20 protein-coding genes are annotated in these 23,426 nt (G+C 72.2%); 12 read left to right on the forward strand and 8 right to left on the reverse strand.

The features are described from left to right. Positions 1-1,611 (forward strand): TerD family protein, encoded by a 1,611-nt coding sequence (locus ACFPZN_RS18740; protein ID WP_378283287.1) that lies wholly within the window; start codon positions 1-3, stop codon positions 1,609-1,611. Between the two features lie 140 nt (positions 1,612-1,751). On the opposite strand, the gene ACFPZN_RS18745 is transcribed toward ACFPZN_RS18740, so the two are convergent. Continuing rightward, positions 1,752-2,381, reverse strand: coding sequence for a TetR/AcrR family transcriptional regulator (locus ACFPZN_RS18745; protein WP_378283288.1), 630 nt, complete (start codon positions 2,379-2,381; stop codon positions 1,752-1,754). Positions 2,382-2,440: 59 nt separating this feature from the next. On the opposite strand from ACFPZN_RS18745, the gene ACFPZN_RS18750 reads away from it, so the two are divergent. From ACFPZN_RS18750 to ACFPZN_RS18760, 3 genes are all read left to right on the forward strand, one after another. Continuing rightward, a complete protein-coding gene (locus ACFPZN_RS18750; RefSeq protein WP_378283289.1) occupies positions 2,441-2,923 on the forward strand; it encodes a VOC family protein in 483 nt (160 codons plus the stop codon). Positions 2,924-3,194: 271 nt separating this feature from the next. Continuing rightward, on the forward strand, positions 3,195-3,833 hold the full coding sequence (locus ACFPZN_RS18755; protein ID WP_378283290.1) for an aspartyl/asparaginyl beta-hydroxylase domain-containing protein: 639 nt from the start codon (positions 3,195-3,197) through the stop codon (positions 3,831-3,833). A 41-nt stretch (positions 3,834-3,874) separates the two neighbouring features. Next, on the forward strand, positions 3,875-5,170 hold the full coding sequence (locus ACFPZN_RS18760; protein WP_378283291.1) for an amidohydrolase family protein: 1,296 nt from the start codon (positions 3,875-3,877) through the stop codon (positions 5,168-5,170). Between the two features lie 63 nt (positions 5,171-5,233). On the opposite strand, the gene ACFPZN_RS18765 is transcribed toward ACFPZN_RS18760, so the two are convergent. Continuing rightward, positions 5,234-5,512, reverse strand: coding sequence for a phosphopantetheine-binding protein (locus ACFPZN_RS18765; protein ID WP_378283292.1), 279 nt, complete (start codon positions 5,510-5,512; stop codon positions 5,234-5,236). A gap of 13 nt (positions 5,513-5,525) precedes the next feature. Continuing rightward, positions 5,526-6,995, reverse strand: coding sequence for a class I adenylate-forming enzyme family protein (locus ACFPZN_RS18770; protein WP_378283293.1), 1,470 nt, complete (start codon positions 6,993-6,995; stop codon positions 5,526-5,528). A gap of 261 nt (positions 6,996-7,256) precedes the next feature. Between ACFPZN_RS18770 and ACFPZN_RS18775 the strand changes: the two genes are divergently transcribed. Genes ACFPZN_RS18775 through ACFPZN_RS18805 form a run of 7 tightly spaced genes read left to right on the forward strand, consistent with a single transcriptional unit; the run spans position 7,257 to position 13,850 of the window. Beyond that, positions 7,257-7,538, forward strand: a complete 282-nt coding sequence (locus tag ACFPZN_RS18775) for an acyl carrier protein (RefSeq protein WP_378283294.1) — start codon at positions 7,257-7,259, stop codon at positions 7,536-7,538. Between the two features lie 47 nt (positions 7,539-7,585). After that, positions 7,586-8,533 (forward strand): ferritin-like domain-containing protein, encoded by a 948-nt coding sequence (locus ACFPZN_RS18780; protein ID WP_378283295.1) that lies wholly within the window; start codon positions 7,586-7,588, stop codon positions 8,531-8,533. Between the two features lie 4 nt (positions 8,534-8,537). Next, positions 8,538-10,220, forward strand: coding sequence for an AMP-binding protein (locus tag ACFPZN_RS18785; protein WP_378283296.1), 1,683 nt, complete (start codon positions 8,538-8,540; stop codon positions 10,218-10,220). A gap of 41 nt (positions 10,221-10,261) precedes the next feature. Next, a complete protein-coding gene (locus ACFPZN_RS18790; protein WP_378283297.1) occupies positions 10,262-10,525 on the forward strand; it encodes an acyl carrier protein in 264 nt (87 codons plus the stop codon). Then, entirely contained in the window at positions 10,522-11,565 is a 1,044-nt protein-coding gene (locus ACFPZN_RS18795) for a 3-oxoacyl-[acyl-carrier-protein] synthase III C-terminal domain-containing protein (protein ID WP_378283298.1), read from the forward strand. Before ACFPZN_RS18790 ends, ACFPZN_RS18795 begins: the two co-directional genes overlap by 4 nt. A gap of 2 nt (positions 11,566-11,567) precedes the next feature. Then, positions 11,568-12,335: a hypothetical protein gene (locus tag ACFPZN_RS18800; RefSeq protein WP_378283299.1), complete on the forward strand. Its 768-nt coding sequence runs from the start codon at positions 11,568-11,570 to the stop codon at positions 12,333-12,335. A 6-nt stretch (positions 12,336-12,341) separates the two neighbouring features. Next, positions 12,342-13,850 carry an amino acid adenylation domain-containing protein gene (locus ACFPZN_RS18805; protein WP_378283300.1) on the forward strand — a complete coding sequence of 503 codons (1,509 nt, stop codon included), beginning with the start codon at positions 12,342-12,344 and terminating at the stop codon, positions 13,848-13,850. Positions 13,851-13,935: 85 nt separating this feature from the next. On the opposite strand, the gene ACFPZN_RS18810 is transcribed toward ACFPZN_RS18805, so the two are convergent. The 5 genes from ACFPZN_RS18810 to ACFPZN_RS18830 form a co-directional block, all read right to left on the reverse strand. Further along, positions 13,936-18,459: a type I polyketide synthase gene (locus ACFPZN_RS18810; RefSeq protein ID WP_378283301.1), complete on the reverse strand. Its 4,524-nt coding sequence runs from the start codon at positions 18,457-18,459 to the stop codon at positions 13,936-13,938. A 25-nt stretch (positions 18,460-18,484) separates the two neighbouring features. Continuing rightward, positions 18,485-19,762: an amidohydrolase family protein gene (locus tag ACFPZN_RS18815; RefSeq protein ID WP_378283302.1), complete on the reverse strand. Its 1,278-nt coding sequence runs from the start codon at positions 19,760-19,762 to the stop codon at positions 18,485-18,487. A gap of 82 nt (positions 19,763-19,844) precedes the next feature. Beyond that, a complete protein-coding gene (locus tag ACFPZN_RS18820; protein WP_378283303.1) occupies positions 19,845-19,967 on the reverse strand; it encodes a hypothetical protein in 123 nt (40 codons plus the stop codon). A 65-nt stretch (positions 19,968-20,032) separates the two neighbouring features. After that, the gene (locus tag ACFPZN_RS18825; RefSeq protein ID WP_378283304.1) at positions 20,033-21,031 is read right to left on the reverse strand and encodes a hypothetical protein; all 999 of its coding nucleotides are present in this window, start codon (positions 21,029-21,031) and stop codon (positions 20,033-20,035) included. Further along, on the reverse strand, positions 21,028-21,675 hold the full coding sequence (locus ACFPZN_RS18830; protein ID WP_378283305.1) for a GNAT family N-acetyltransferase: 648 nt from the start codon (positions 21,673-21,675) through the stop codon (positions 21,028-21,030). The genes ACFPZN_RS18825 and ACFPZN_RS18830 overlap by 4 nt, the downstream gene beginning before the upstream one ends. A 480-nt stretch (positions 21,676-22,155) precedes the next feature. On the opposite strand from ACFPZN_RS18830, the gene ACFPZN_RS18835 reads away from it, so the two are divergent. Then, positions 22,156-23,418: a condensation domain-containing protein gene (locus ACFPZN_RS18835; RefSeq protein WP_378283306.1), complete on the forward strand. Its 1,263-nt coding sequence runs from the start codon at positions 22,156-22,158 to the stop codon at positions 23,416-23,418. Positions 23,419-23,426: the final 8 nt, after the last annotated feature.

A 23,426-nucleotide genomic window follows, 5' to 3' on the forward strand; every position in this document is an offset into this window, starting at 1 on the left:
ATGCTCGAACTCTCGCACGGCGCCAACGCCCCGCTGCCCGCCCGACGGGTGACCGCCACCGTGTCCTGTGCCGTTCCCGTCGACGTCAGTGCCCTGCTGGTGGGCCCGGACCTGCGCGTGCGCTCCGACACCGACCTGGTGTTCTTCAACGCCCCCGAGGCGCCCGGCGTGCGCTGGAGCGAGGGCGGCGGCCACCAGCGTGTCGACCTCGACCTCGACGCCGTTCCCGCGGACGCCCAGGCGGTGCTCATCGCGGTCAGCCTCGCCGGGCGGGGTGTCTCGTTCGGGGCGGTGTCACCGCCGCAGGTCCAGCTCCTCACGGCCGGTGGCGATCCGGTGGCGCTGTTCACCGTCGCGGGGCTGGGCCCGGAAAAGGCGATCATCGGGCTGGAGATCTACCGGAGGGCCGACCGGTGGAAGGTGCGTGCCGTCGGGCAGGGCTACGCCGGCGGGCTGGTCGAGCTGGTCGAGGCGCACGGTGTCGAGGTGGAGGACGCGGGCGAGGAGACGGTCGCCTCGCCGCCCGGTCCCGTCGTCGGGGCACCGCCTGGCCCGCAGAGCACCTCCGCGCCGCAGGGGCCGCCCGCCGGGGAGGTCGGCTACCTCGAACGGTGCTGGCTGGTCTGGGAGGACGCGAGCCGCTCGCTGGCCGCGTTCCGCGCGTCCACCGAGCACGCGCTCAACATCCGCAACGACGAGGTCGTCGGCCGGGCGCCGCGCGGGCGCTTCGACCAGCTGATGGCGGCGGCCGACCAGCGGCTGCGGTCCGATGCCGCGCAGCTGCGCGACGAGCTGGCCCGGGTGGAGCAGCACGTCACCGCCGAGGCGGCACCCTTCGACGCACCCTCCTGGCTGACGTGGCGACCGCGCACCGACCTGGCCGAGGGGGTCCTGCTGGGGCGGCTGTCCACCGCGGAGATGCCCGACCTGCGGGTGCCGCTCCTTCTGCCGGTGCCCTGGCGGCGCGGCGTGTGGATCTCGCGGGGCACGCTGCCCGGCGACGCGGCGGCCTATGCCTGGTCGCTGGTGACCCGGTTTCTGGCGGCCGTCCCACCCGGGCTGGTCGGGCTGGAGGTGATCGACGCGGTGGGGCTGTCGGGGGCCGGCTGGCTGGACTCGCTCGACCCGACCGGCAGGGCCGGGCTGCTGGGCGGCGGGGTGGCCACCGGTCCCGCGGCGGCCGAGCGGCTCCGGCGGTTGCTCGACCTGGTGGACCTGCGCCGGATCGGCGGCTCGGACGGCGGTCCGGCCTCGGGGCCGGGTGGCGGCCCCCCGGTCCGGCTGGTGGTGATCATGGACGCCGGGGCCGCCCTGGACGGTGAGGACGCGGACCGGCTGCTGCGCCTGGTGGAGGACGGACCGCTGGTCGGGGTCCCGGTGCTGCTGGTGGAGACCGACACCGCGGCCGCCGAGTCCGTGCGCGCCATCCGGATCCGGCAGTCCTGCAACAACCTTCCGTCCGGCCAGGGCTCGGTCGGCGATTCGTGGGTGGGCATGGATTGGACGCTCACCCCGGAGGTGCTCCCGGACGGCGGCGACGGCTCTCGTGCCCCGTCGCTGCTCGCGCACGTGCTCGGCGCCCACGCGCGCGCGACCGCCTTGCCCGACTAGCGGCGTCAGACGTGGGCGGCCTCCGCGGCGGCGGTCTTGTCCCAGGAGGAGGGAGCGCGGTTCGCGTTCGGCGAGGCTCTGCATGCCGCGCGGGCGGAGGTCGGGACATGCGAGCGGCGTTCCGGCCGCCTGATCGGAGGCTAACCTGCTGCCAGGCGGGTGAGGCCGGTGATCAGCCACCGCTCGTACTGCTCGGGGCTCCAGCCGTGCATCCGGGTGCCGAGCAGGTAGGTCTCGACGTGCACGAGGATCGCTGAAGTCTCCGTCAGCCAGGCGATGTCGCGGTCGGCCGGGAGCAGCCCGTCGCCCGCCGCCCGGGTCCAGAAGTGCCGCAGGTTGTCGCGCGTCGCCTCGCGGGCCGCCTGGGCCGCCTCGGCCAGGACCGGCTCGGTCGGCGCGGCCTCCAAGGCCACCGCGAGCAGGCCGCTCGCCCGGACCATCATCTCGCGTCCGCCACTGGCCATCGCGGTGATCCGTTCGTCCAGGGTGGGGGCGCTGCCGGACAGGACGAACCAGGGCCGGCCGCTGACGGCCACCGGGGCGGTGTCGCCGACCATGGCCACATCGGCCACCCGTTTCAGCAGGGCGGCCTTCGTTCCGAACCGCACGTAGACGGTGCGGACGCCGACGCGGGCCTGTGCGGCGACGGCGGTGAGCGTCGTGCCCGCGTAGCCGTGTTCCAGGAACAGCCGGGTCGCGGCGCTCAGGATCTTCTCCTCGGTGTCGGCGACCCGGGCTGCCCGCAGATCGGCCTTGACGTCGTCCACCATGAGTTGCAGTATAACTGCATCGATGCAGTGAGACTGCATATACGTGGGGAACGGGGATCATGGAGAATGCGCCGACCCTGGCCGGGGTCCATCACCTGAAGCTGCCGGTGCGCGACATCAAGCGGTCACTCGCCTGGTACGAGAGCCGCCTCGGCTACGAACTCCTGATCGAGTTCGTCGAGGAGGGCACGCTGATGGGCGTCGCGATGCAGCATCCGCGCGGCGGGCCCGGCCTCGCCCTCCGGCTGGATCCCGAACGCGCCGAGGCGGCGGCCGGATTCGACTACTTCGCCATCGGCGTCCCGGACAAGGCCGCACTGGACGACCTCGCCGCCCGCCTCACCGGCATGGGCGAGTCCCACGCGGGGCTGCACTCCGCGAGCATCGGCTGGGTCCTGCCCGGCCTGCACGACCCGGACGGCCACGAGGTCCGCTTCTACACGATCGAGCAGCACACCGACCCGTCCGGCCCCACGACCATCGACGACCCGCGCGAAACCGCCGAACGGCGCGAGCGCGAACTCCAGCAGCGCTCCGGCTGACGGGCGGCGGATGCCGATCGCCCGCGGGGACGCTCGCGGGCGATTGGCGAGTTCTAGACACAGCCGGTTCTTTCGGCGCCGCTCCAGCCTATAGTCGCCACGGCGATTGGTTTCAACGCCTGATTCGATGCGCTGCGGTGGAGGTCGTACAGCCATGGTTCCATGGGCTATCGAAAGGCGGGTTCTCGCGGCGCTCTCAGGTGTGGTCACACGCCTCCACAACCGCCTCAACCTGTGGTTCCTGAATACCGCCGGGGGCGATGAGCGCCCGGTGGTGTTCGACATTGACGAGACAATTCCCGAGCTTCGTGAGCTCGAGAAGAAGTTTCACGAGATCCGGAGCGAGTTCCTGGTCGCGGCGGACCGGGTCGCCGTCATGCCCACCTACCATGAACTCGACCCGCTCCAGCGCTACATCTCCGCGACCACGCCCCACGACTGGCGGATGTTCTATCTGTACGCCATGGGCGGAGTGGCGGAGGAGAACGCGGCGCTGTGCCCTGAGACGGTCGCGGCACTGAAGAGGGTCCCGAACCTGTTCCAGGCGAGTTTCTCCGTCCTGGACCCCGGAAAGTCGATCCCCGGGCACAGCGGGCCGTACTTCGGCTACCTGCGTTATCACCTCGGCATCGAGGTGCCCGAGGACGCTCCGCCGCGCATCAGGATCCGCGACCACGTGCACACGTGGCGGGACGGAGAGAGCATCCTCTTCGATGACAGCTGGAACCACGAAGTGATCAATAATTGCGCGGAACGGCGCGTGGTGCTCATCGTGGACGTGCTGAGGCCGATGCCGAGAAGGCAGCACCTCGCCAACCGCTTCTTCACCTTCGTCACGCGCTTCTTCTACGGCCGCATGCTGCTGCGGCGCCTCAAGGAGCGGACCGCCACGGCCGGCGCGGTCGCCTGAGCGCCGCCCGATCCCGGCGAGCTCGGACAGGAGGAGAGACCATGCAGAAATCCACCGGCGACGCCGCCGGAAGCACCCCGTTCCTGATCATTTCTTCCGACACCCATGCCGGGCTGCGGACCGATCAGTACCGGGAATTCCTGGAAAGCAGGTACCACCCGCAACTGGATCTGTACCTGCAGTGGCAGCAGTCGACCGCCGGTATGCGCAAGAAGACGCAGAACGACGAGTTCGTGCGCGAGTGGTACGAGGAGAACGACGAGGGCCTGCGGGGCGGCTGGGACGCCGAGCGCCGGGACCGGGAACTGGACCGGGACGGCGTCGCGGGTGAGGTGATCTTCCCGGACGCCGACGCCGTGGCCGCCACCACGGCGGTGCCCTTCGGGGCGGGCATCGGCATGTCCGGTGCCGGTTACGATCCCGAGCTCGCACTCGCCGGTGCCCGTGCGCACAACAGGTGGCTGGCCGACCTCTGCCGGCAGAGCCCGGCACGCCGGCGCGGCGTGATCGTCGCCCCCATCGTCGGGAACGTCGAGGGGGCGGTGACCGAGATCCGCCGCGCCCACTCCGACGGCCTGCGCGGCGGCATCATGATCCCCTCCCTGTGGGGCCACGGGAACCGTCCGTACCACGATGAGGAGTACGACCGGGTATGGGCCGTCTGCGAGGAGCTGGGGCTGCCCGTCCAGACGCATGCCGGCGCGGCCCCCGGCGAGGATCTGGGCCCGCACCTGGGCCTGTACGCGACCGAGGTCTACTGGTGGTCGGCGCGCCCCATGTGGTTCCTCATCTGGACCGGCGTCTTCGAGCGGTTCCCGGGGTTGAGGTTCGGCGTGCAGGAGTGCGGCCTGTGGTGGGTGGCGGACATGCTCTGCCAGATGGACGTGGCGTTCGACCGTGAGCACGGCACGAAGAAACTGGCGGGCTTCGGCGGGCACATGAAGCGGCGTCCGAGCGAGTACTTCGACGCCAACTGCTTCGTCGGAGGTTCCACGGCCAAGCGCAGGGAACTGGCCGATCGTCACCAGATCGGCGTGGGCAACATCCTGTGGGGCAACGACTTCCCGCACCCGGAGGGCTCCTGGCCGCACACCCGGGAGTGGCTCACGCACCTGTTCGCCGATGTGCCCGAGGACGAGACGCGGGTGATGCTGGGCGAGGCGGCGGTGGAGATGTTCGGCTTCGACCGCCAGGAGATGATCTCGGTCGCCCGGCGCGTCGGCCCGCTCCCCTCGGAGCTCGGCCAGAGCGGATCGTCCCGCCCGAGCCTGCCCGGCGCACCGGGCCGCCACTGGCTGGACGGGCCCGACGTGCCGGAGATCGGCCGGTCCGCCTGAACGGTCCCTCCCGAACGGGGGCGCGCTCCGGGACACCGGGCGCGCCCCGGAACGTTCCGCCCGTCAGACGGTCTCCTGCCGGGAGCCGGCGGCCGTGGCCCGGGACTCCGCCTCTTCGCGCTCGATCACCCCGGCGAGGAGGGTGAAGGACGTCCAGGCGAAGACGTCGCGGGGTGTGATCGTCCAGCCGTGCCGGCGGGCGGCCAGGGTGCACAGCCGGGCGGCCGCCATGGAGTCGCCATGGTCGAAGAAGTTCTCTTCGGGATCGCAGTTGATGCCCAGCACTTCATAGGCGAGGTCGAGAAGAGCGGAGAGGGGATTGTCAGCGGAACGGGGCGACATCGGCATCTCTTCCTTAGGGCGCGGACGCGGCATCGGAACGCAGGAAGCGCTCCACCTTGCCGGCGTGCGAACGCGGTAGTGCGTCGACGATTTCGGCCGTCATCGGGATTTTGTGCGGCGATATCAGCCCCCGGCAATGCTCGTGCACGGCGGCGATGCCCGGGGGGTCCGCCGGGTCGGCGGGAACGATCAGCGTGTGGAGGGCGTCTCCCATGAGCCCGTCGTGGCGCCGCACCACCACCGCGTCCGCGATGCCCGGATGGGTCAGGAGCACCCGCTCCACTTCGCGGGTGTTCACGTTGGCGCCGCCCACGATGACGATGTCGTCGAGGCGGCCGGTGAGATACAGGTAGCCGTCGGTGTCGACGCGGCCGGTGTCGCCGATGGAGAAGAATCCGTCGCCGCGGCCGCGCAGTGACCCGAAGCCCTTTCCGCCGAATGTCCGGGTCCAGGGGCTGCGCATGAAAACCTCGCCGGTCTCGCCGGGGGGCAGCGGTTCGCCTTTCGGGTCCGCTATCAGTACCTCGTTGTCCCGGAAGGGCCTGCCCGCGGTTCCCGGGCGGGCCAGCCATTCGTCGCCGTCGCAGAACGTGGAACCGGTCACCTGGGTGGAGCTGTAGGTCTCGAACACCCGGTCGCCGCCCAGCCGGGAGATCCAGCGGCGCTTGACGTCCTCCGGGCATGGCGCGGACGTGTGCAGCACCCCGGTGAGCGAGGAGCACAGGGCGTCCCAGAGCGATGCGTTCGCGTCGAGCAGTGCCATCTGGTGCGGCGTCAGCTGGCACCAGGTGGGGCGGAACCGTTCGACCGCGGACATCACCGAGGCGGGGTGGAGCCTGCGCGGGAGGATCACATGGGCTCCACCGGTGATACCGGCGACGCAGGTCAGGAGGGGCGCCGCGTGCGACAGGGGCCCGACGGAGAGCTGGACGGCGTCGCGTCGCCAGGCGGCGGCCCGCATGATCTCCCGGACACCGCTGAGCGTCCTGCCGGGCCCGGGCACGACGGGATACAGCCGTGGGAGGCCGGTGGTGCCGCCGGTCGGCAGGTGCCAGGTCACCTCCGGCTCCGGCGCCGGCGAGACTTCCTGGGGCGGCGCGAGTCGCAGCGCCGTCGCCAGCTCCCGTTCGCCGAGCGGCAACGCGTCCGTGAAGGCCGTGCCCAGGTCCGCGCCGAGCGTCTCGCGCTCCAGGTCCGTCGCCTCGGGCGGCAGGATCAGCGGGCTGGAGCCCAGCGTCCAGGACGCCAGGACGGCCCGGACCAGTCCCTCGCCGTTCGGCAGCGCGACGACGATGTGGCGGCCGGGTTCCCACCCGCCGTCCAGGAGGAACCGGGCCGTCGCCGCGACCCGTCCGGCCAGGTCCCCGGCGGTGTGGTGGGCCCATTCCCCGGACGGCTCCTCGACGCTGAGCAGGGGGCGGCCGGGCGTGCTGCGGGCCATCGAGAGCAGGCGGCGGGACTCCGTGCTTTGCAGGCGAAACAAGGTGCTCAGGCTCCCCTCCGGGTCACGCGAGACCGGAACCGCCAGGGTATTTCCCGCACCGGCCGCAGAAGGCGCCGTGGCGAATTGTCGCCAACTCACTTCCCTGTCCTCCCGAGGCCGCTCGATACTTCTGCCGCGAGCCGGGAACGCGGCGAGCGAACGCAAAGCGGAGCGGGAGAAGAGTCCTTGAGAATGTCCAGCGGATCCCAGGACCGGGACGAGGCCCTCTCGGACAATGACTCGAACGATGAGGATCGCCTGGTGCGCGGGCTCGTCAGGAAGCTGGTCGCCGAGATCGCCCCGCCGGAATCACCGGCGGTGCGGCCCGGCCACATCCTGCGGGACGAACTGGGGTTCGACTCCGTGCGCGAGGTGGAACTCACCTTCGCACTCGAGGAGCTCTTCGGTTTCGAGCCGTTCGTCGTCGAGGATTCTCCGCCGCTGGAAACCGTCGAGGATCTGGAGAACTTCACCCTCGACGTGATCGCTCAGGGACGCGCCACGGTTCCCTCGGTCGCCTCCACGTCCGCGCGGCCGAATTGACCGAGGACACCCGGAGAGACCGGAGAGAAAAGCCCGAGGGGTAGGGAATGACGGTGGCCGACGGCTCGGAGCGCACGGGCGACGCCGAGGCCCGGTTCGTCTGGGACTACGCGCGGACGGACGAGCGGCTGCGCGCCCTGTACGAGCGCGGCAAGGCGGCGCAGTGGAACGCCACGACGGACATCGACTGGGCCGCGGGCGTGGGCACCCCCGCCCAGGCCGGGCTCCTCGGTCCCGATCTCCCGATGGGACGCGACGCGTCCCCCGTCCCGCCCGAGCGCTGGGCCGGATTCCAGTGGGAGTTCCATTCGTGGATGACGAGCCAGTTCCTCCACGGGGAGCAGGGCGCCCTCCTGGCCACCGGGCGGCTGGTGGCGCTGGCCCCCGACCTGGACGCCAAGTTCTACGCGGCCGCCCAGGCGGCCGACGAGGCACGGCACGTCGAGGCGTACGCCCGCTACGTCGACCTGCTCGGCAACGGCTATCCGATCAACCCGTCGCTCAGGCGGATGCTGGACACGGTGGTGTCCGAGAGCCGCTGGGACATCGTCTTCCTCGGCATGCAGATCATCGTCGAGGGGCTGGCGCTCGCCGCGTTCCGGCTGGAGCACACCCGCTCCTTCGACCCCGTCATCGCCCAGATCACCCGGCTCGTCGCCAAGGACGAGGCCCGGCACGTGGCCTTCGGCCTGGTCGCCCTGCGGAACGTCTACGGCGAGCTGACCTCGGGGGAGAGGGCCGAGCGCGAGGAGTTCGTCAAGGAGGCGGCGCTGCTGATGTCCCGCAGGTTCCGCCTGGAGGAGATCTGGGAGCGCCTGGACGTGGACGTCCGGGCGGGCACCGACTACGCGCTCCGGGACCAGAAGATGATCGACTTCCGCCGGCTGATGTTCACGAAGATCGTCACCTCGCTGGCCGGAGTGGGGCTGCTGACCCCAGGAGTCCGCGCGCACCTGGAGCAACTCCAACTGCTGCGCACCGTCTCTCGGAGGTGATGGCTTGACCGCCGCAACGACCGGCCCGGCCGCCACGGGCACGACCGCCGACCCGCGTTTCGAGCACCTCCTGTCCTGGGTGGAGCATCCCGGCCTGGAGCAGGCCATCCGCTTCTCCGACGGCCACGGCACCTGGACCGGCCGCTCCTACGCGGCGCTGGCGGCGGGCGTGCGCCGCAACGCTCACCGGCTGCGCGCGGCGGGCATCGGCTCCGGCGACATCGTGCTCCTCGTCGGCGGGAACACGCCCGGCTTCGTCATGTCCCTCTACGGCGTCATGCACGCCGGGGCCACCCCCTCCATCGTCGCTCCGGCGGGTCCCGCGGAACTGGACGCCCGCCTCCGGGACGTCATCGGCACGGTCGGCCCCGCCGCCCTCCTTCTCACGCGGGAACAGGCACCGTTCCTCGACGGCTCCGGCCCGCTCGGGTGCCGCGTCCTGACGGAGGCGGCCGAGGACGACCCCATGGCCGACGGCGCGCCGGAGCCGCCCGAGGTGGGTCTGGTCCAGTTCAGCTCGGGGTCCACGGGCGTGCCGCGGGGCGTCCAGATCGAGTGGCGGGCACTGAACGCCCAGGTGCGCGCCCTGCACGACTGGCTGTCGATCACCGGTGACTCCCGGGTCGTGTCGTGGGTGCCGTTCCACCACGACATGGGGCTGGTGGGCTGCCTGCTGATGCCGCTGGCGCGGGGCGCCGGGGCGTCCTACATGCCGCCGCAGGAGTTCATCGGGGCCCCGGCCCGCTGGTTCGCCGAGATCTCCCGATCGGGCGGCACCGCGTCCGCCATACCCTCGTTCGCCCTGGGCCATGTGCTGCGGAAACTGCGCCCGGCCCACCTGGAGGGGGTCGGCCTCGGCAGCTTGGAAAGCCTCATCATCGGTGCCGAGCGCGTCGCTCCGGACGCCCTGGACGCGTTCCACCGGCTGCTGAGCCCCTTCGGCCTGCGCCACGACTCCCTGCTCCCGGCCTACGGCATGGCCGAGGCGACGCTGGCCGTGACCGGTGTACGACCGGACCCCGCGGCCATCGGGACCCGGCTGGTGGACACCGAGTCGCTGGAGCCGGGCAAGCCGGTGTCCTTCGCCGACCGCGGCGCGCGCCTGGCCACCCGGCTCATCTCGTGCGGCCGCCCGCTCCGGGGCGTGGAGGTCGAGATCCTGGACGCCGACGGCGCGCCGCTGCCGGAGGGCGCGTTCGGGGAGATCGCGGTGGGCGGGGAGAGCCTGGCGGCGGGATACGCGGGCAAGGAGTTCACTCCGCTCGGCGACCGTCACCGCACCGGGGACATGGGGTTCGCCCTCGACGGCGAGCTGTACGTCGTCGGGCGGGCCGGGGACGGCATCAAGGTGGCGGGCCGCTGGCTGTTCGCCGAGGACGTGCAGATCATCGCCGAGGCCGCGGCGTCCAGGCCGCGGCGGACCGTCGTCCTCCTCGGCACCGTGCGGGGGCGGGACACGGCGGTCATCACCGTCCGGAACTGCGCGGCGGAGGAGGCGGCCGCCGTCGGGCGGGCCGTGGCCGCCAAGCTGCCCGGACTGCGGGTGACGGTCCTGCAGGTGCCGCGCGGCACCCTGTTGCGCACCACCAGCGGCAAGCTCAGGCGCCGCGCCATGTGGCGGAGCCTGGTCATGGCGGGCGACCTGTCCGCCCACCAGGTATGGGACTCGGCGACGGACCGGGCCTGAGGGACGTCGTGGGACGCGGCGCCGGATCGAGAGGAGGATCGGTGGACCGTAAGGGGATCATCGAGCACATACGGCGGGCGCTCACCGCGGCCATGGACCGTGAGGTCACCCAACTGCGCGAGACCACCCTGCTCTTCGAGGAGCTGGGGCTGGATTCGGCGGGCACCCTCGAACTGCTGCTGGTCCTCGAGGACGGCTTCGGGTTCGAGGTCGACCCCGAGGACCTGGAGATGGACGTCTTCCGCACGGCGGGCAGCCTGGCCGACTACGTCACCGGGCTCCTCGCCGCCGAGGCGGCGGTATGACCGCGGGCGCGCCGGTGGAGACCGGGCGCGGGTCCCCGGTGCTGTCCCGGGTGTCCGTACGGCTGCCCAGGGGCGTCGAGTCCGTCGACCGCGTCCTGGAGCGGGCCGGCCATGGCCCCTTCGAGCGGCGGATGTTCAGGAGGTTCCACGGACTGCGCGACAGCCCCACCCTCGCCTCCGGCGAGCGCATGGAGGACCTGCTGGTGGGGGCGGGCCGGGAGGCTCTCGGGGGGCGCGGCGCCGACGTCGTCCTGTACGGGCACTCGCATGTCGTGCAGGGGTTCGCGGACCGGCCGGGTTTCGCGCGGCGGCTGTGCGCCGCGCTCGGCGTCCCCGGAGCGGAGTTCTACGGGATCTCGCAGGTGCACTGCGTCAGCGTGCTGCGGGCCGTGGAGGTCGCTCGCCGCTACCACGCCCGCCCCGGGGCACGGCCCGGGGACCGGGTCCTGGTGCTCGGCGGTGACCAGGGCAGCTACGACGATTCGGCGAGGATCATCCCGAATGTGACCGTGGGCGGAGACGCGGCCGCCGCCGTCGTCGTGCACGCGCCGCACGGCCGGCCCGACGAGCACGGCGAGCCCGGCGAGCACGGCGAGCACGACGAGCACGGCGATGGAACACCCCGCTACCGCTACCTGTCCGGTGCCGCGCTGCGCGACCAGCGGTTCCACCGGGCCCTCCGCATGACGCAGCGGGAGCAGGCGCTCTACGCGAAGGCGTGCATGGAGCACGTGACCACGGTCCTGCGTGAGGCCACCGGACGTGCGGGCTTCGGCATCACGGACCTCGACTGGATCATGCCCGACCTGACCAACGCCGTGTTCTGGCGCAATTTCTGCCGCGAGACGGGCGTCGAACGCGGCCGCGTCCCGCTCGACCTGCTTCCCCTGCGCGGCCACAACTACGGCATCGACGCGCTGTCGGCCCTCCAGCACGCCGACGCGACCGGGCGGCTCCGGCCCGGCGACCGGTGCGCGCTGGTCGCGCTCGGGCACGGCGCGTACTTCCAGGTCGTGGTCGTCGAGGTCCTGGGCGGGTAGCCATGGCCGATCTGTACATCGACGCACTCGCGACCTCGGTCCGCTCGCGGCCGCGGCTCCGGCCGTCCGCCGAACTGCCTCCGCGGAGCATGCGCCGCCTGATGGCGAACATGATCGCGCGCGACCGCGGCGTCCCGGCGGAACGCGTGCACGTGCGGGAGCCCGTGCCCGGCGACCCCGCCGACGCCGCGGACTACGGCACCACCCGGCGGGCGCTGGACGCGCTCGGGCGCCCGGACGACGACCAGCCCCTCTTCGTGGTGCGCTCCGGCCCGGTGGCCGACCCGATGACCTCGCCCCTGGCGGGCACCGTGCACGCGGTCGGCTGGACGGGCGACGACGTGGGGGTCACCCACCTCCGGGAACACGGCGGAACACAGGTGTTCCGCCTGCTCACCTGGGCGATCCCCGAGGACCTGGGGGCCACCGTGGTGATCGTCGACGACCCCGCCTTCGTGGCGGTCGAGGCCGAGAAGCCGGCCTTCGCGGCGGTCGCGGTGAGGGTGGCCCGCACGGGAGCGCTCCGCGTCGTCGCCGCCGGTGAGGACCTCCCCGGGGCGGAGGCGGCGGCACGGGACGCACGGGTCTTCTCCGGCACCGGCGCCTGCGACGCGTGGCTCGACCTGTACGCGGCGCTGTCGTCCGGCGCGGTCGAACCGGGCGAACACGTGCTGCTGCGCACCGTGGGGGACGAGCGACAGGGCCGGCTGCTTCTGGAGGCCGTCCGGCCGCGCGAACTGAGGACGTCCAGCGCACCGATCGGAGAGTGACGGAGCATGGCACCGGACCGGCCCGAGCAGCGCCTGCTCCACGAGGCGTTCCTGTGGAACGTCGAGCGCGACGGGAGCGCCGAGGCGCTCCGCGTCGGCGGCGAGAGCATCAGCTACGGACGCCTCCACGAACGCGCGCTGCGGCTCGCCGGCGGCCTCCTCTTCCACGGACCCGGCACCGCGGGCGAGCCACTGCGCGTCGGCGTGCTCGGCGCCCGCAGTGAGGACGCGTACGCCGGTCTGCTCGCCGCCCTCTACACCGGCGCGGCGGTCGTCCCGCTCAACCCCGCCTTCCCGCCCGAGCGCCTCCGCCACATGATCGGCGCCGCGTCGCTCGACGGCCTCATCGTCGACGACAAGGGCATGTCCCTGCTGCCCGAACTGGCCGACGCGCTGGACGGCGTCCCGGTGGTGCACCGGCCCACCGTGCCCGCACTGGACGAGCCGCTGCCGTCCTTCCCCGGGGACATCGCCTACATCCTCTTCACCTCCGGCTCCAGCGGACGTCCCAAGGGCGTCCCCGTCCGGCACTCCAACGTGGTCGCCTACCTGCGCCAGATCAGGGCGCGCTACGGCTTCACCTGCGACGACGTCTTCTCCCAGACCTTCGACCTGACCTTCGACCTGGCGATGTTCGACATCTTCGCCGGGTGGGGGGCCGGGGGCACCGTCGTCAGCGTCCCTCCGCACGTGTACGTGTCGCTCCCCGACTTCGTGGCCAGGCACGGCATCACCGTGTGGTTCTCCACCCCGAACATGATCTCCCTGGTCCGCAGGGGAAGGGGGCTGGAACGCGGCTCCATGCCGGGCCTGCGGTGGAGCCTGTTCTGCGGCGAGGCCCTGCTGGTCCAGGACGCCGCGCGGTGGCAGGAGGCGGCCCCGAACTCCCGCCTGGAGAACCTTTACGGGCCGACCGAGCTGACCATCTCCTGCAGCGTCCACCGGTTCGACCCCGAGCGGTCGGCGAGACTCGCGGTCAACGACATCGTCCCCATCGGTGCCGTCCACCCGAGGCTGCCGTACCTGCTCCTCGGCGCGGAGCAGGACGGGGACGGCACCGGCGAGCTGTGCGTCACCGGCGAGCAGATGTTCTCCGGCTACCTCGACCGGGCCGACGACGCGGGCCGCTTCCTGGATCACGAAGGGCGCCGCTGGTACCGGACGGGCGATCTGGTCCGCCGCGTCGACGGCGGCGAACTCGCCTACCTCGGCCGGGCCGACCACCAGGTCAAGATCGGCGGCTTCCGGGTGGAGCTCGCCGAGGTCGAATCGGGGCTGCGCCGGCTGCCCGGCGTGCGGGACGCCGCCGCGGTGGCGGTGGACGGACGGCTGGTGGCCTTCCTGGTGGGCGACGAGCGGCCGGTGCCGGTGCTGATGAAGGAACTCGGGTCCTTCTTCCCGCGGTACCTGATCCCGCGCCACTACGAGTACCTGGACGACCTCCCGCTGAACGCCAACAGGAAGACGGACCGGCCGGAGCTGACCGCGCGGGCACGGGCGCTGCTGAGCAGCTGACCCGGCCGCGCGCCCCTCCTGCGCGCCCCCCTGCGTGCCCTGCCGCGCGAACCCGATGCGGGTCGCGCGGCAGGGCACTGGCGGGTCACAGGCGGGTCAGCGCCGCCTGCACGGCCCCGGCGGCGACCCTCAGCGTCCGCCAGTCGAACAGCTCCCGCACGGAGACGTCCACCCCGAACACCTCCGGTATCCGCCCCACCAGCCGCACCGCCGTGATCGAGCTCATGCCCAGCTCCTGGAAGTCGTCGTCCAGCCCGACGTCCTCGATGCCGAGGGCCCGCCCCCACAGCGCCGCCAGCCCCCGTTCGACATCGGTCCGCGGCGGCGCGTACGGAGAGTCGACGTACCGGGCGGCGGGAGCGGACCCGGAAACCTCGGCATCGGTCCTGCTCGCGTCGGTGGCGACCCTGTCGGCGAGTCGCTCGCGCTCGCGCAGCCCGCCCGGGCTCACCACGACCTGCGGACCGGCGCCGGAGGCGAGAATCGCGCGCAGCACCCCGGCCGCCTCCGCCGGGCCGATGGCGCTCTCGCGGTACGCCGCCGGCACGGTGTGCTCCGCGCGGGAGGCCATGCCCACGTCCGTCCACTGCGGCCAGTTGACGGAGACGACATGGCGTCCCGCGCCCCACCGGGCCTGGGCGTAGGCGTCCAGGACGGCGTTGGCCCCGGCGTAGTCCGACTGGCCGTAATCACCCGTGATCGCGGCGATGGACGAGTACAGCACCAGCAGGGGCGGCCGGAACACCCGGTCCAGCACATAGGTGCCCAGTACCTTCGGCGCGAGGACCCGCTCGACGGCCTCCTGCGCGCGTACCTCGATGAGGCCGCCGCCCGCGACACCGGCCAGGTGGAACACGCCGTCGACCCGGCCGTGGGCGCGCATCACCTCCGCGCGGATCTCCCGCATCCGGGCCTCGTCGGCCACGTCCCCGGCGCATGCCAGTACCCGGCCCCCGGCCTCCTCCACGGCGAGGACCCGCCGGAGCCGTTCCCGCAGGGTCTCGTCCGGTGATCCGGCGGCGAGCGGCTCCCACTCCGATCGGGGCGGCAGCCCGGACCGGCCCACCAGCACGACCCGCGCCCGCACCAGCCTCGCCAGTTCCCAGGCCAGTTCCAGGCCGAGACCGCCCAGGCCGCCGGTGATGACGTAGACGCCCTCCTCCCGGAGCACGGACGGGACGTCCGCGGCCTCGTCGAGCCGGATCGCGGAATGTCCCGCGACCCACCTCTTGCGCCCGCGCAGCGCCACCTCCCGCTCGGCCGACCCGGATCGCAGCTCCCGGAACACCTGCGTGGCGATGTTCCCCGCCTCACCGGCTCCCACATCGATTCCGCGGACGGCGACCGAACGCAGCTCCCGGGGCACGGTCTTGAGGAGCCCGCGCACGGCGGCCTTCGCCGGGTGGACGTCGCCGTCGCCCAGGACGTCCTGCATGTCGCTGGTCAGGACGTACAGCTCCAGCGCGGTCCCGGAGGCCCCGCGAGAGAACTCCTGCAGAGTCAGCAGGAGGCTGTGCAGGCCGAGGTCGAGGTGGCTGCGCACGGCGGCCCGTTCCGTGCGCGCCGGGACGCCGCCGAGGAGCCAGGCGTGCACCAGGCGGACCCGTCCGGGCCCGGTGCCGAGGACGGCGGCGGCCAGCCTGCCGTAGTCGGCGGCCTCGCGCGGCCGGACGGTGCGGCGGCCGTCCCCGGTTTCGGCGTACCGGCCGCCGGGCGAGACGACGACGACGTTCCCGCGCTCGGCCCGCGTCAGCCGGATCAGCTCGTTGGTCACGGCCTCGTCGGGATGGGCGAACACCACCCACGCACCGTCGTCGTCGGCGGGAGCGGCGGGGGGCCGCGGCGGACTCGTCTCGGTCCAGGTCGGCGCGTAGAGGGGTCCCTCGTCCGGCGGCTCCGCGGCGGCGGGTTCGCCGCTCACCGGCTGCACCCAGAACGATTCGCGCTCGTAAGGATAGGTGGGGACGTGCACCCGGCCGCGTTCCTCGCGCGCCCAGAAGCGGTTCCAGTCCACCGGACAGCCGTGAGACCACAGCCGGCCCACGCCCTCCAGCAGGACCCGCAGGTCGTCGCGGTCGTCCCGGGCGGTGCGGAGCAGGGGGACCGCCGGGACATGCCGCGACCGGTCCGCGTCCAAGGCCGTCGCGGTCTCGGCGACGAGGTTGGACAGCGCGTGCCCGGGGCCGACCTCGGCTGCGCGGTACCCGCCGTCCGCGAGCAGCAGCCGGGCGGCGTCCGCGAAGCGCACGCAGGCGCGGATGTGCCGCGCCCAGTACGCCGGGTCGGTGGCCTGCTCGGGGGTGATCCAGTCACCCGTCACGTTCGACACGAACGGGATACCGGGCTCCCGAAGCCGCACCTTGGCGACACGCTCCGTGAACGCCCCCAGGATGGGTTCCGTCATCGGGGAGTGGAAGGCGTGCGAGGTGCGCAGGCGGCTGGTCCCCACCTTCCGCGCGGACAGTGACGCCTCCAGTTGGCGGACGGCGGCGCTCGGACCGGAGGCCACGCACATACCGGGCGCGTTGACGGCCGCGAGGTCGACGCCGGGCGGAAGAAGCGGCCGGAGCTCGTCCTCGGGCAGCGGGACGGCCGTCATGGCGCCGGGCGGCAGCGACTCGATCATCAGGCCGCGATCGGCGACCAGCCGCAGCGCGTCCTCGGCGTCCATGACCCCGGCCAGGGTGGCGGCCACGTACTCCCCGATGCTGTGGCCCGCCATCGCGGCGGGTTCCACGCCCCAGGAGATCAGGAGGCCGGCCAGCGCGTACTCCACGGCGAACAGGGCGGGCTGGGTGACCGAGGTCCGGACGATCTCGGTCTCGGCCCGAGCGGCAGCCGCGGCCGTCGCGGGGAACAGGACGGCCTTGAGATCGAGGCCGTGCGACCGCTGGAGCACGGTACAGCAGTGGTCCAGGATCGCGGCGAACTCCGGCTCTCCCTCGTAGAGCCCGCGCGCCATGCCCACGTACTGGGAGCCCTGTCCGGGCATCAGGAAGGCGGGCTTCGGCGGACGCCCGCGCGGCACCGGGTGCGCCGGCGTGGCCCGTCCCGCGCCCAACTGCCTCACGGCGTCCTCCCGGTCGGTCACGACCAGGGTGCGGCGCACGGAACGTTCAGGACGTCCCTCGGCCAGCGTGAAGGCGATGTCCGCGAGTTCCCCGTCCCCGCTCCCCCCGCTCCCCTGGGACGCGCACAGGTGATCATGGAAGGTCTTCTCCATGGCCGCCAGGGCGGTCGGGGTGCGGGCCGAGAACGTCAGGAGGTGGTACGGCCCCGGCGTCGCGCCGGTCTCCACCGCCGGGGGCTGCTCCACGATCACGTGGGCGTTGGTGCCGCCGACGCCGAAGGAGTTCACGGCCGCGCGGCGGGGGCCGGCGTCCCGCGGCCACGGCATCGTCCGGTCCGCGACGTAGAAGGGCCCGCCGTCGAAGTCGATGCGCGGGTTCGGGTCGCTGAAGTTGAGGCTGGCCGGGACGACGCCCTCCCGCACGCTGTGGACGGCCTTGACGAGCCCGCAGATCCCGGCGGCGGCACCGAGGTGGCCGACGTTGCTCTTCACCGAGCCCAGCGCGACGTCCCGTGCGCCGCGCCGGTCCGCGCCGTAGACCCGGTTCAGCGCGGCCACCTCGACGGGGTCGCCGACCAGCGTGCCCGTGCCGTGGCCCTCGACGTACCCGACCGACACCGGGTCGATCCCGGCTCTCCGCACGGCGGACGCGAGCGCCTCCGCCTGGCCCCGCTCGCTCGGTGCCTCGTAGGCGGCCTTCGCGGCGCCGTCGTTGTTGATCGCCGAGCCGATGATCACCGCGTGGATCGCGTCCCGGTCGGCGACGGCCGCGCTCAGCCGTTTGAGCACCACCACACCGGCGCCCGCCCCGAACACCGTTCCGGTGGCTCCGGCGTCGTACGGCCTGACGACGCCGTCGGCCGCCAGGATCCCCCCGCCCTCGCTGTACCGGTAGCCCTGGTACGCCGGAAGCGGGATCTCCACGCCGCCGGCGATCGCCATGTCGCACTCGTCGTTGAACAGCGCCGCGCACGCCATGTGCACGGTCACCAGGGAGGTGGAGCAGGCGGTGAGGCTGGTGATGGACGGGCCGCGCAGCCCCAGGTAGTAGGAGACGGCGGTGGACAGGAAGTCCGCGTGGTTGGTGATCCGGGCGCGCGCCTCGCCGATCGTCTCCATGAACCGGGGGTTGGCGCGCAGGTTCCACGCCAGGTACTCGTTGTTCCCGGCCCCGGCGTACATCCCGATGCGGCCGCCGAAGCGCTGCGGGTCGTACCCGGCGTCCTGCAGGGCGTCGTGGCAGATCTCCAGCAGGACCCGCAACTGGGGGTCCATCGCCTCCGCCACGCGCGGGGTGATGCCGAACAGGGCGGGCTCGAACAGGTGGAAGCCGCCGAGCAGCGAGGCGACCTTGACGTAGTCGGGGTCCGCCAGCGCCTCCCGCGGCACCCCGGCGCGGTGGAGCCGATCGTCGTCCAGCCGGGTGAGCGACCCGGTGCCGGCGCACAGGTTGCGCCAGAACCTCGGCAGATCGCGTGCGCCGGGGAACCGGCCGGCCATGCCCACGACGGCGATCGCGTCCCCGGACTCTGCGAACACGTTCCTCTCCTCGTGCTCTCCGGGCCTACTTGCCCGACCCTCGGTTGTCTCCCATGCGGACCTTCGCGGCCCCCGGGACCAGCCCCGCGAACGCGGGGCAGCCGGCCGCCTCCGGAGGCAGGGTCGCCGGATCGAGCCCGGCGCCGACCTCGTCGTGGGTCGGTCCGACCCGCTCGGCGACGCCGCGCAGGCGGTCCAGGTCGAACCCGTACATCTCGGCCGCGTTCCCGGCCAGCATCCGCTCGGTGTCCGCGACCGGGACGCCGGAGAAGGCGGTGCGGACGGCCTCGCTGGAGAACGGGTAGGTGGACTCCAGATGCGGGTAGTCGCCGCCCCAGAGGATCTTGTCGACGCCCACCGCGTCCCGGATCGCCATCTCGGTCGGATGGACGAACGTGGCGCCGGCGTGGCACTGCCGGTGCCAGTACTCGCTGGGCCGCAGGGACAGGTCGTCGATCGCGCTCGCGGCGTCGTAGGCGATGCCTCCGCCGGTCCCCGTGGAGCGCATGGAGTCGAACAGCCGGTCCAGCTTGCGCAGTTCCCGGGGAATCCAGCCGATGCCGGATTCGGTGAAGACGACCTTCAGGCCGGGGTGGCGGGCCAGGACGCCGCCGAGGACCAGGTGCCTGAACCGGTTGATGTCCCACCAGCGCAGGTCGAGCAGGAAGAACATGTCGTCGACGGGCGTGTCGCCGGTCCTCGGGCCCGCCCCGCCGCCGTGGCAGTTCACCGGGACCCCGAGTTCCTCGCAGACGCTCCACAGCCCGTCGTACGAGCGGTCGTACAACGGGGGCACGCCGGCGCCGGGAGGGGCGCCCGGCAGCAGCACGCCGCCGGTCAGGCCGGCCTCGTGCGCCCACCGGACCTCGGCGATCGCCGCGTCGACATCGTGCAGCATGATCTGGAAGACGCCCGCCCGCCGGCCCGGAAGGTCCTGGCAGAACTCCGCCAGCCACCGGTTGTGCGCCCTGAGCCCGGCCCACCGGCGTGCCAGGTCGGCGGCGCCGGCCACCCCGTCCTGGCTGCTGGCCAGCGACGACGTCGGGAAGAACGGCGGCACGGTGTTGGGGTAGATGACCTCGGCCACGATCCCGTCCGACTCCAGCTCGGCCGCCCGGCGCGAAGAGTCCCAGTTGCGGGAGGCGTCAGGGCCCTTCATGTCCTCGTAGGGGACGGTGAACTCCGCCGCCCAGCGGTCGAAGTCGTCGACGAAGGCGGGGGCGAGGTAGTCCCGGTACTGCGTGAGGTCGGCGCCCCCGTGGCAGTCCGCGGAGATGATGACGTGGCGGCTGTGGTCGCCCATGGTTCTTCCTTCCCTCCGGGAGAGCCCGGTGACGGGGAGCGGCGGCCGTTCCCGCCGCTCCCCGTCACCGGGCCGCTACCGGTCAGACGCGCGCGTAGCTGAACGAGTACGCGCCCTCGGTCTCGTCGAACTCCTCCGCCTCGTCGGCGACGAAGTTGTCGTCGTCGACGCTCCAGGACTGGGGCTGAACGTTGACCTCCCGCATGTCACACCTCCTCTCGGATGCCGGCCGAACACGACCCGGGCCGTGCGGCGGCACGGCCCGGACTCTCAGCGGAAGTGGTGCTCGCTTTCGGGGACGACGAAGTCCATGTGGGCACCGGTGATCCCGTCTCCGAACCCGATGTGCATGACGCCGGCCCCCTCGTTCAGCTGCGAGTTCACCGGCCAGTCGACCTCCGGCAGCACCCCGAGGTTGGTTCCGATGCCGAGTTCGAGGGCCTGGAGGCCGTGGTCGGGGTTGGTCGCGCCGAGCAGTTCCCGGGTGAAGTCCCTGCCGCCCGCGGTGGCCCGGGTCAGCACGTTGTCCTCCATCTCCAGCCGGACGGTGCCGAACCCGGACATCTCCGCGCGCAGCCTCCGGGCCGTCTCGAACCGCTCCCGCCCGGCTTCGGTGCACCGGGGATCGCGTGCCGCCAGCACGGCCGATGCGTTCGCGGTCCCGTCCATGCTGAACGTGTCCGCACCGGTCTGGCCGGGCCGCCTGGTGATGGACAGCTCGCAGCAGCTCCCCACGCTCACCCAGTCACCGGGCCCGATCACCGCGCGGGGCCACGCGTCCACGGTCAGGGCGGTGCCCAGCGAGCACACGAGCCGCATGGTGTCCGTGTCCCCGGCGTCCCTCCCCGGTGCCTCGGGCGGCCCGAACACCACTCGCGAGGCTCCCTCCCGCAGCTTGCCGATCCAGTAGGACGCCCTGTCCGCGGCCCGGACCCAGTCGGTCCGCAAGGTCATCTCCAGCGTGTAGCGGGCGGCGCCGGGCGAGCCGTCGAAGCTGGCGATCGGCACCACCAGCACGCTGTGATGCTTGAACGCGAGCCTGATCCGCTTGCTGATCATGTGGTGCTGGAGGAGGAGGACGACGCTCGCGCCCGCGGGCAGGTCACCGGCCCGGTCCAGGGGGACGTAGGCCAGCCCGTGCTCCGTCGCGGCCCGTCCCAGCTCGGCGTCGTCGGCCACGGCGAAGATCTCGCCCTGGGGGAAGAGCTGCCTGAGCAGGCCACCGCGTGCGTCGGGTCGTGCGTCGGGTCGTGCGGCGGGTGTCGTCATGCGTGCCGCCCCTCCGCCGCGGCGAGCGCGGGCGGCGGGCTGTCGCGCGGCACTATGGGGTTCTGCGCGAGAAAGTCGGCGACGATTCTCCGGGCCGTGTCCTTGTCCTCGGCGGGGACGATCTCCGCCGGCGGGCGCCGCGCGTAGTACTCGTCCCTGAGGATCGAGCCGATCAGGGCATCGTGATAGGCGCCGTCAACGAAATAGTAGTCCCGGAGAACACCCTCGACGGTGATCATCCCCGAACAGAAGTTCTCGACCGCCCGCCGGTTGAAGACGCCGCAGGTGAATTCCACCCGGTGCGCGTTCTTCGAGTCGAAGAGCATTCCCACGAGCAGGATCGTCGCTTCCAGCCCGAAACCGGCGCCCCACATCTCGGCGTCACCGATCATCGCCCCGACGACATAGTTCCCCGGCGTGTCGGTCGGCTTCCAGCCGACCATGCCGAGCGCCTGCCCGTCGGGCGTGCACACGATCAGGAACTCGTCGTCGGCCCGCTCCAGGAATGCCTTCAACTCGGCCGCGCCGGTATGGCTCTGAATACCTGAGGCGTACACCCAGGTATTCGATGAGGTCCATTGCGAGAGGAGTTCGTAGTCACCCTCCGTCACCGGAGCCAGCGTTACTGAATGCTTGTCGGGCATGCGCGGTCCCAGCCTTCCGATGCCTTACTGCGTCGTCAAAGTAACGGCCTGCGGGCGGCCGGGGAAGACGCCTGGCTACTTCTCGCCATCATCCATTCGGAAGGTGTTCTCCGGCCCGCTCGTCGCTTACGTTCCTGCCCATGTGAGTGCCTGCGCATGAGGCCACGGCCTCTCACGTGTCCCTGGCGGCGGCAGCCGTGCCGGACATCGCCCGTCCGAACGGGCCGGCCGTGACCACCACCACCACGGAATGCCGGAAGGAGGTACCAGCCGTGAGCAAGAAGGAGAAGAAGGAAGAGACGGTCGACATCACCGCGCTTGCCGACGAAGAGCTCGATGACGTCGTCGGCGGCAGCGACGACGTCGTCGTGCCGTACGGGAAGAAGAACTGACGGGCCGGGCGGCACGAGGGAGAAGCCGACTTTCCTTCGTGCCGCCCCGCTCGCGACACCGCTTGCCGCCTGATGCGAGGAGCCGGGGATGACGGGTTCCCCAGAGACCGCAGAACTTCCGCTCACTCTGGGCCAGTCGCAACACTTCACGGTGGTGCACGAAGATCCCGCACTGCGTACCGCACTCTGGTCCTGTTTCCGCATTCCCGGCGAGTTGGACGTCGACAGGCTCACCGACAGCGTCGAGACCCTGGTGGCGCGGCACGAAGCACTGCGCATCGAAATAGTGGAGCGGCCCGGAAGGGAACCGTGCCAGCGCATCAGAGGGCTGCCGCCCCGGGACGACCTGATCATTTTCCAGAACGTTCTCGCCCGCTCGGAAGAGCAGTTCAGCCGCTACGTCCGGCACATCCTGGTCCAGGAGCACCGCCGGGTGTGGGACGCCGACGCCTACCCCTTCAGAATCCGGCTCTTCCGGTACGGCCTCGGCGTCCATGTGCTGATGGTCGGCCTCTCCCACATGGCGGTCGACGGTGTCGGTGCCGAGATGCTCATCCGCGATCTGATGCGCACCTACGCGGACGCCCTGGCGGGCCGCGCCGTCCGCGGTCCGTCCGGCCGGAGCTATGCCGACTCGGTCCTCCGGCAGTCCGCCGCGGGCCGCGCCGGCGCCCGGCGCCCCGCCGACCGGGTGCGCTCCGCCCCGCCCCCGCTCACCTGGTCCGACCTGCCGGCCCCTGATCCGGGCGAGCCGGGGTGCCGGACCAGGCAGTCCTCCTTCACGCTCGCCGGGACCGAACTCGCGGCGCTCAGGGAGCAGGCCGGACTGCACGGCGGCACGGAGTTCGCCTGGGTCCTGGCCGCCTTCGTCAGGACCGTCTTCCAGTTCACCCGTCAGGACCGGATCACCGTGTCCGTCCCGGTCAATCTGCGCAGCCCCGCGGAACGCGACGTCGTCGGCATGTACGTCGTGGAGCTCCCGGTGGTCGTCGAGAGACCGGGAGACGCCGGCGCCGGACGCGATCTCGTCGCCGCGGTGGGGACCGCGGTGCTCCGCGCCACGGTCCGGTACCGGCGGGGCCGTGGCCGGGACGAGGCGTACCCGACCGACCTCTCCGTCAACTACCGGAAGATGTCCGCCCTGGACAGCCGCGAGTTCTGCCGGCTGGGCGGGACCGGCTACCAGCCTCGGGTCGACTACCGGGCGGCGGGCGTCGGACTGCGGGTCTTCAGCTACCGCGACGTCCTCGACGTCCAGACGGTGTTCGCTTCCCATCTGTTCTCGGCGGACGGCGCGAAGGGCGTGTCCGAGGTGCTCAGGACGAACCTGACATCGCTTTCAGGCCGGTGAGGAAGAGG

The organism is Actinomadura rugatobispora (assembly GCF_042656285.1).
Taxonomy (GTDB): domain Bacteria; phylum Actinomycetota; class Actinomycetes; order Streptosporangiales; family Streptosporangiaceae; genus Spirillospora; species Spirillospora rugatobispora.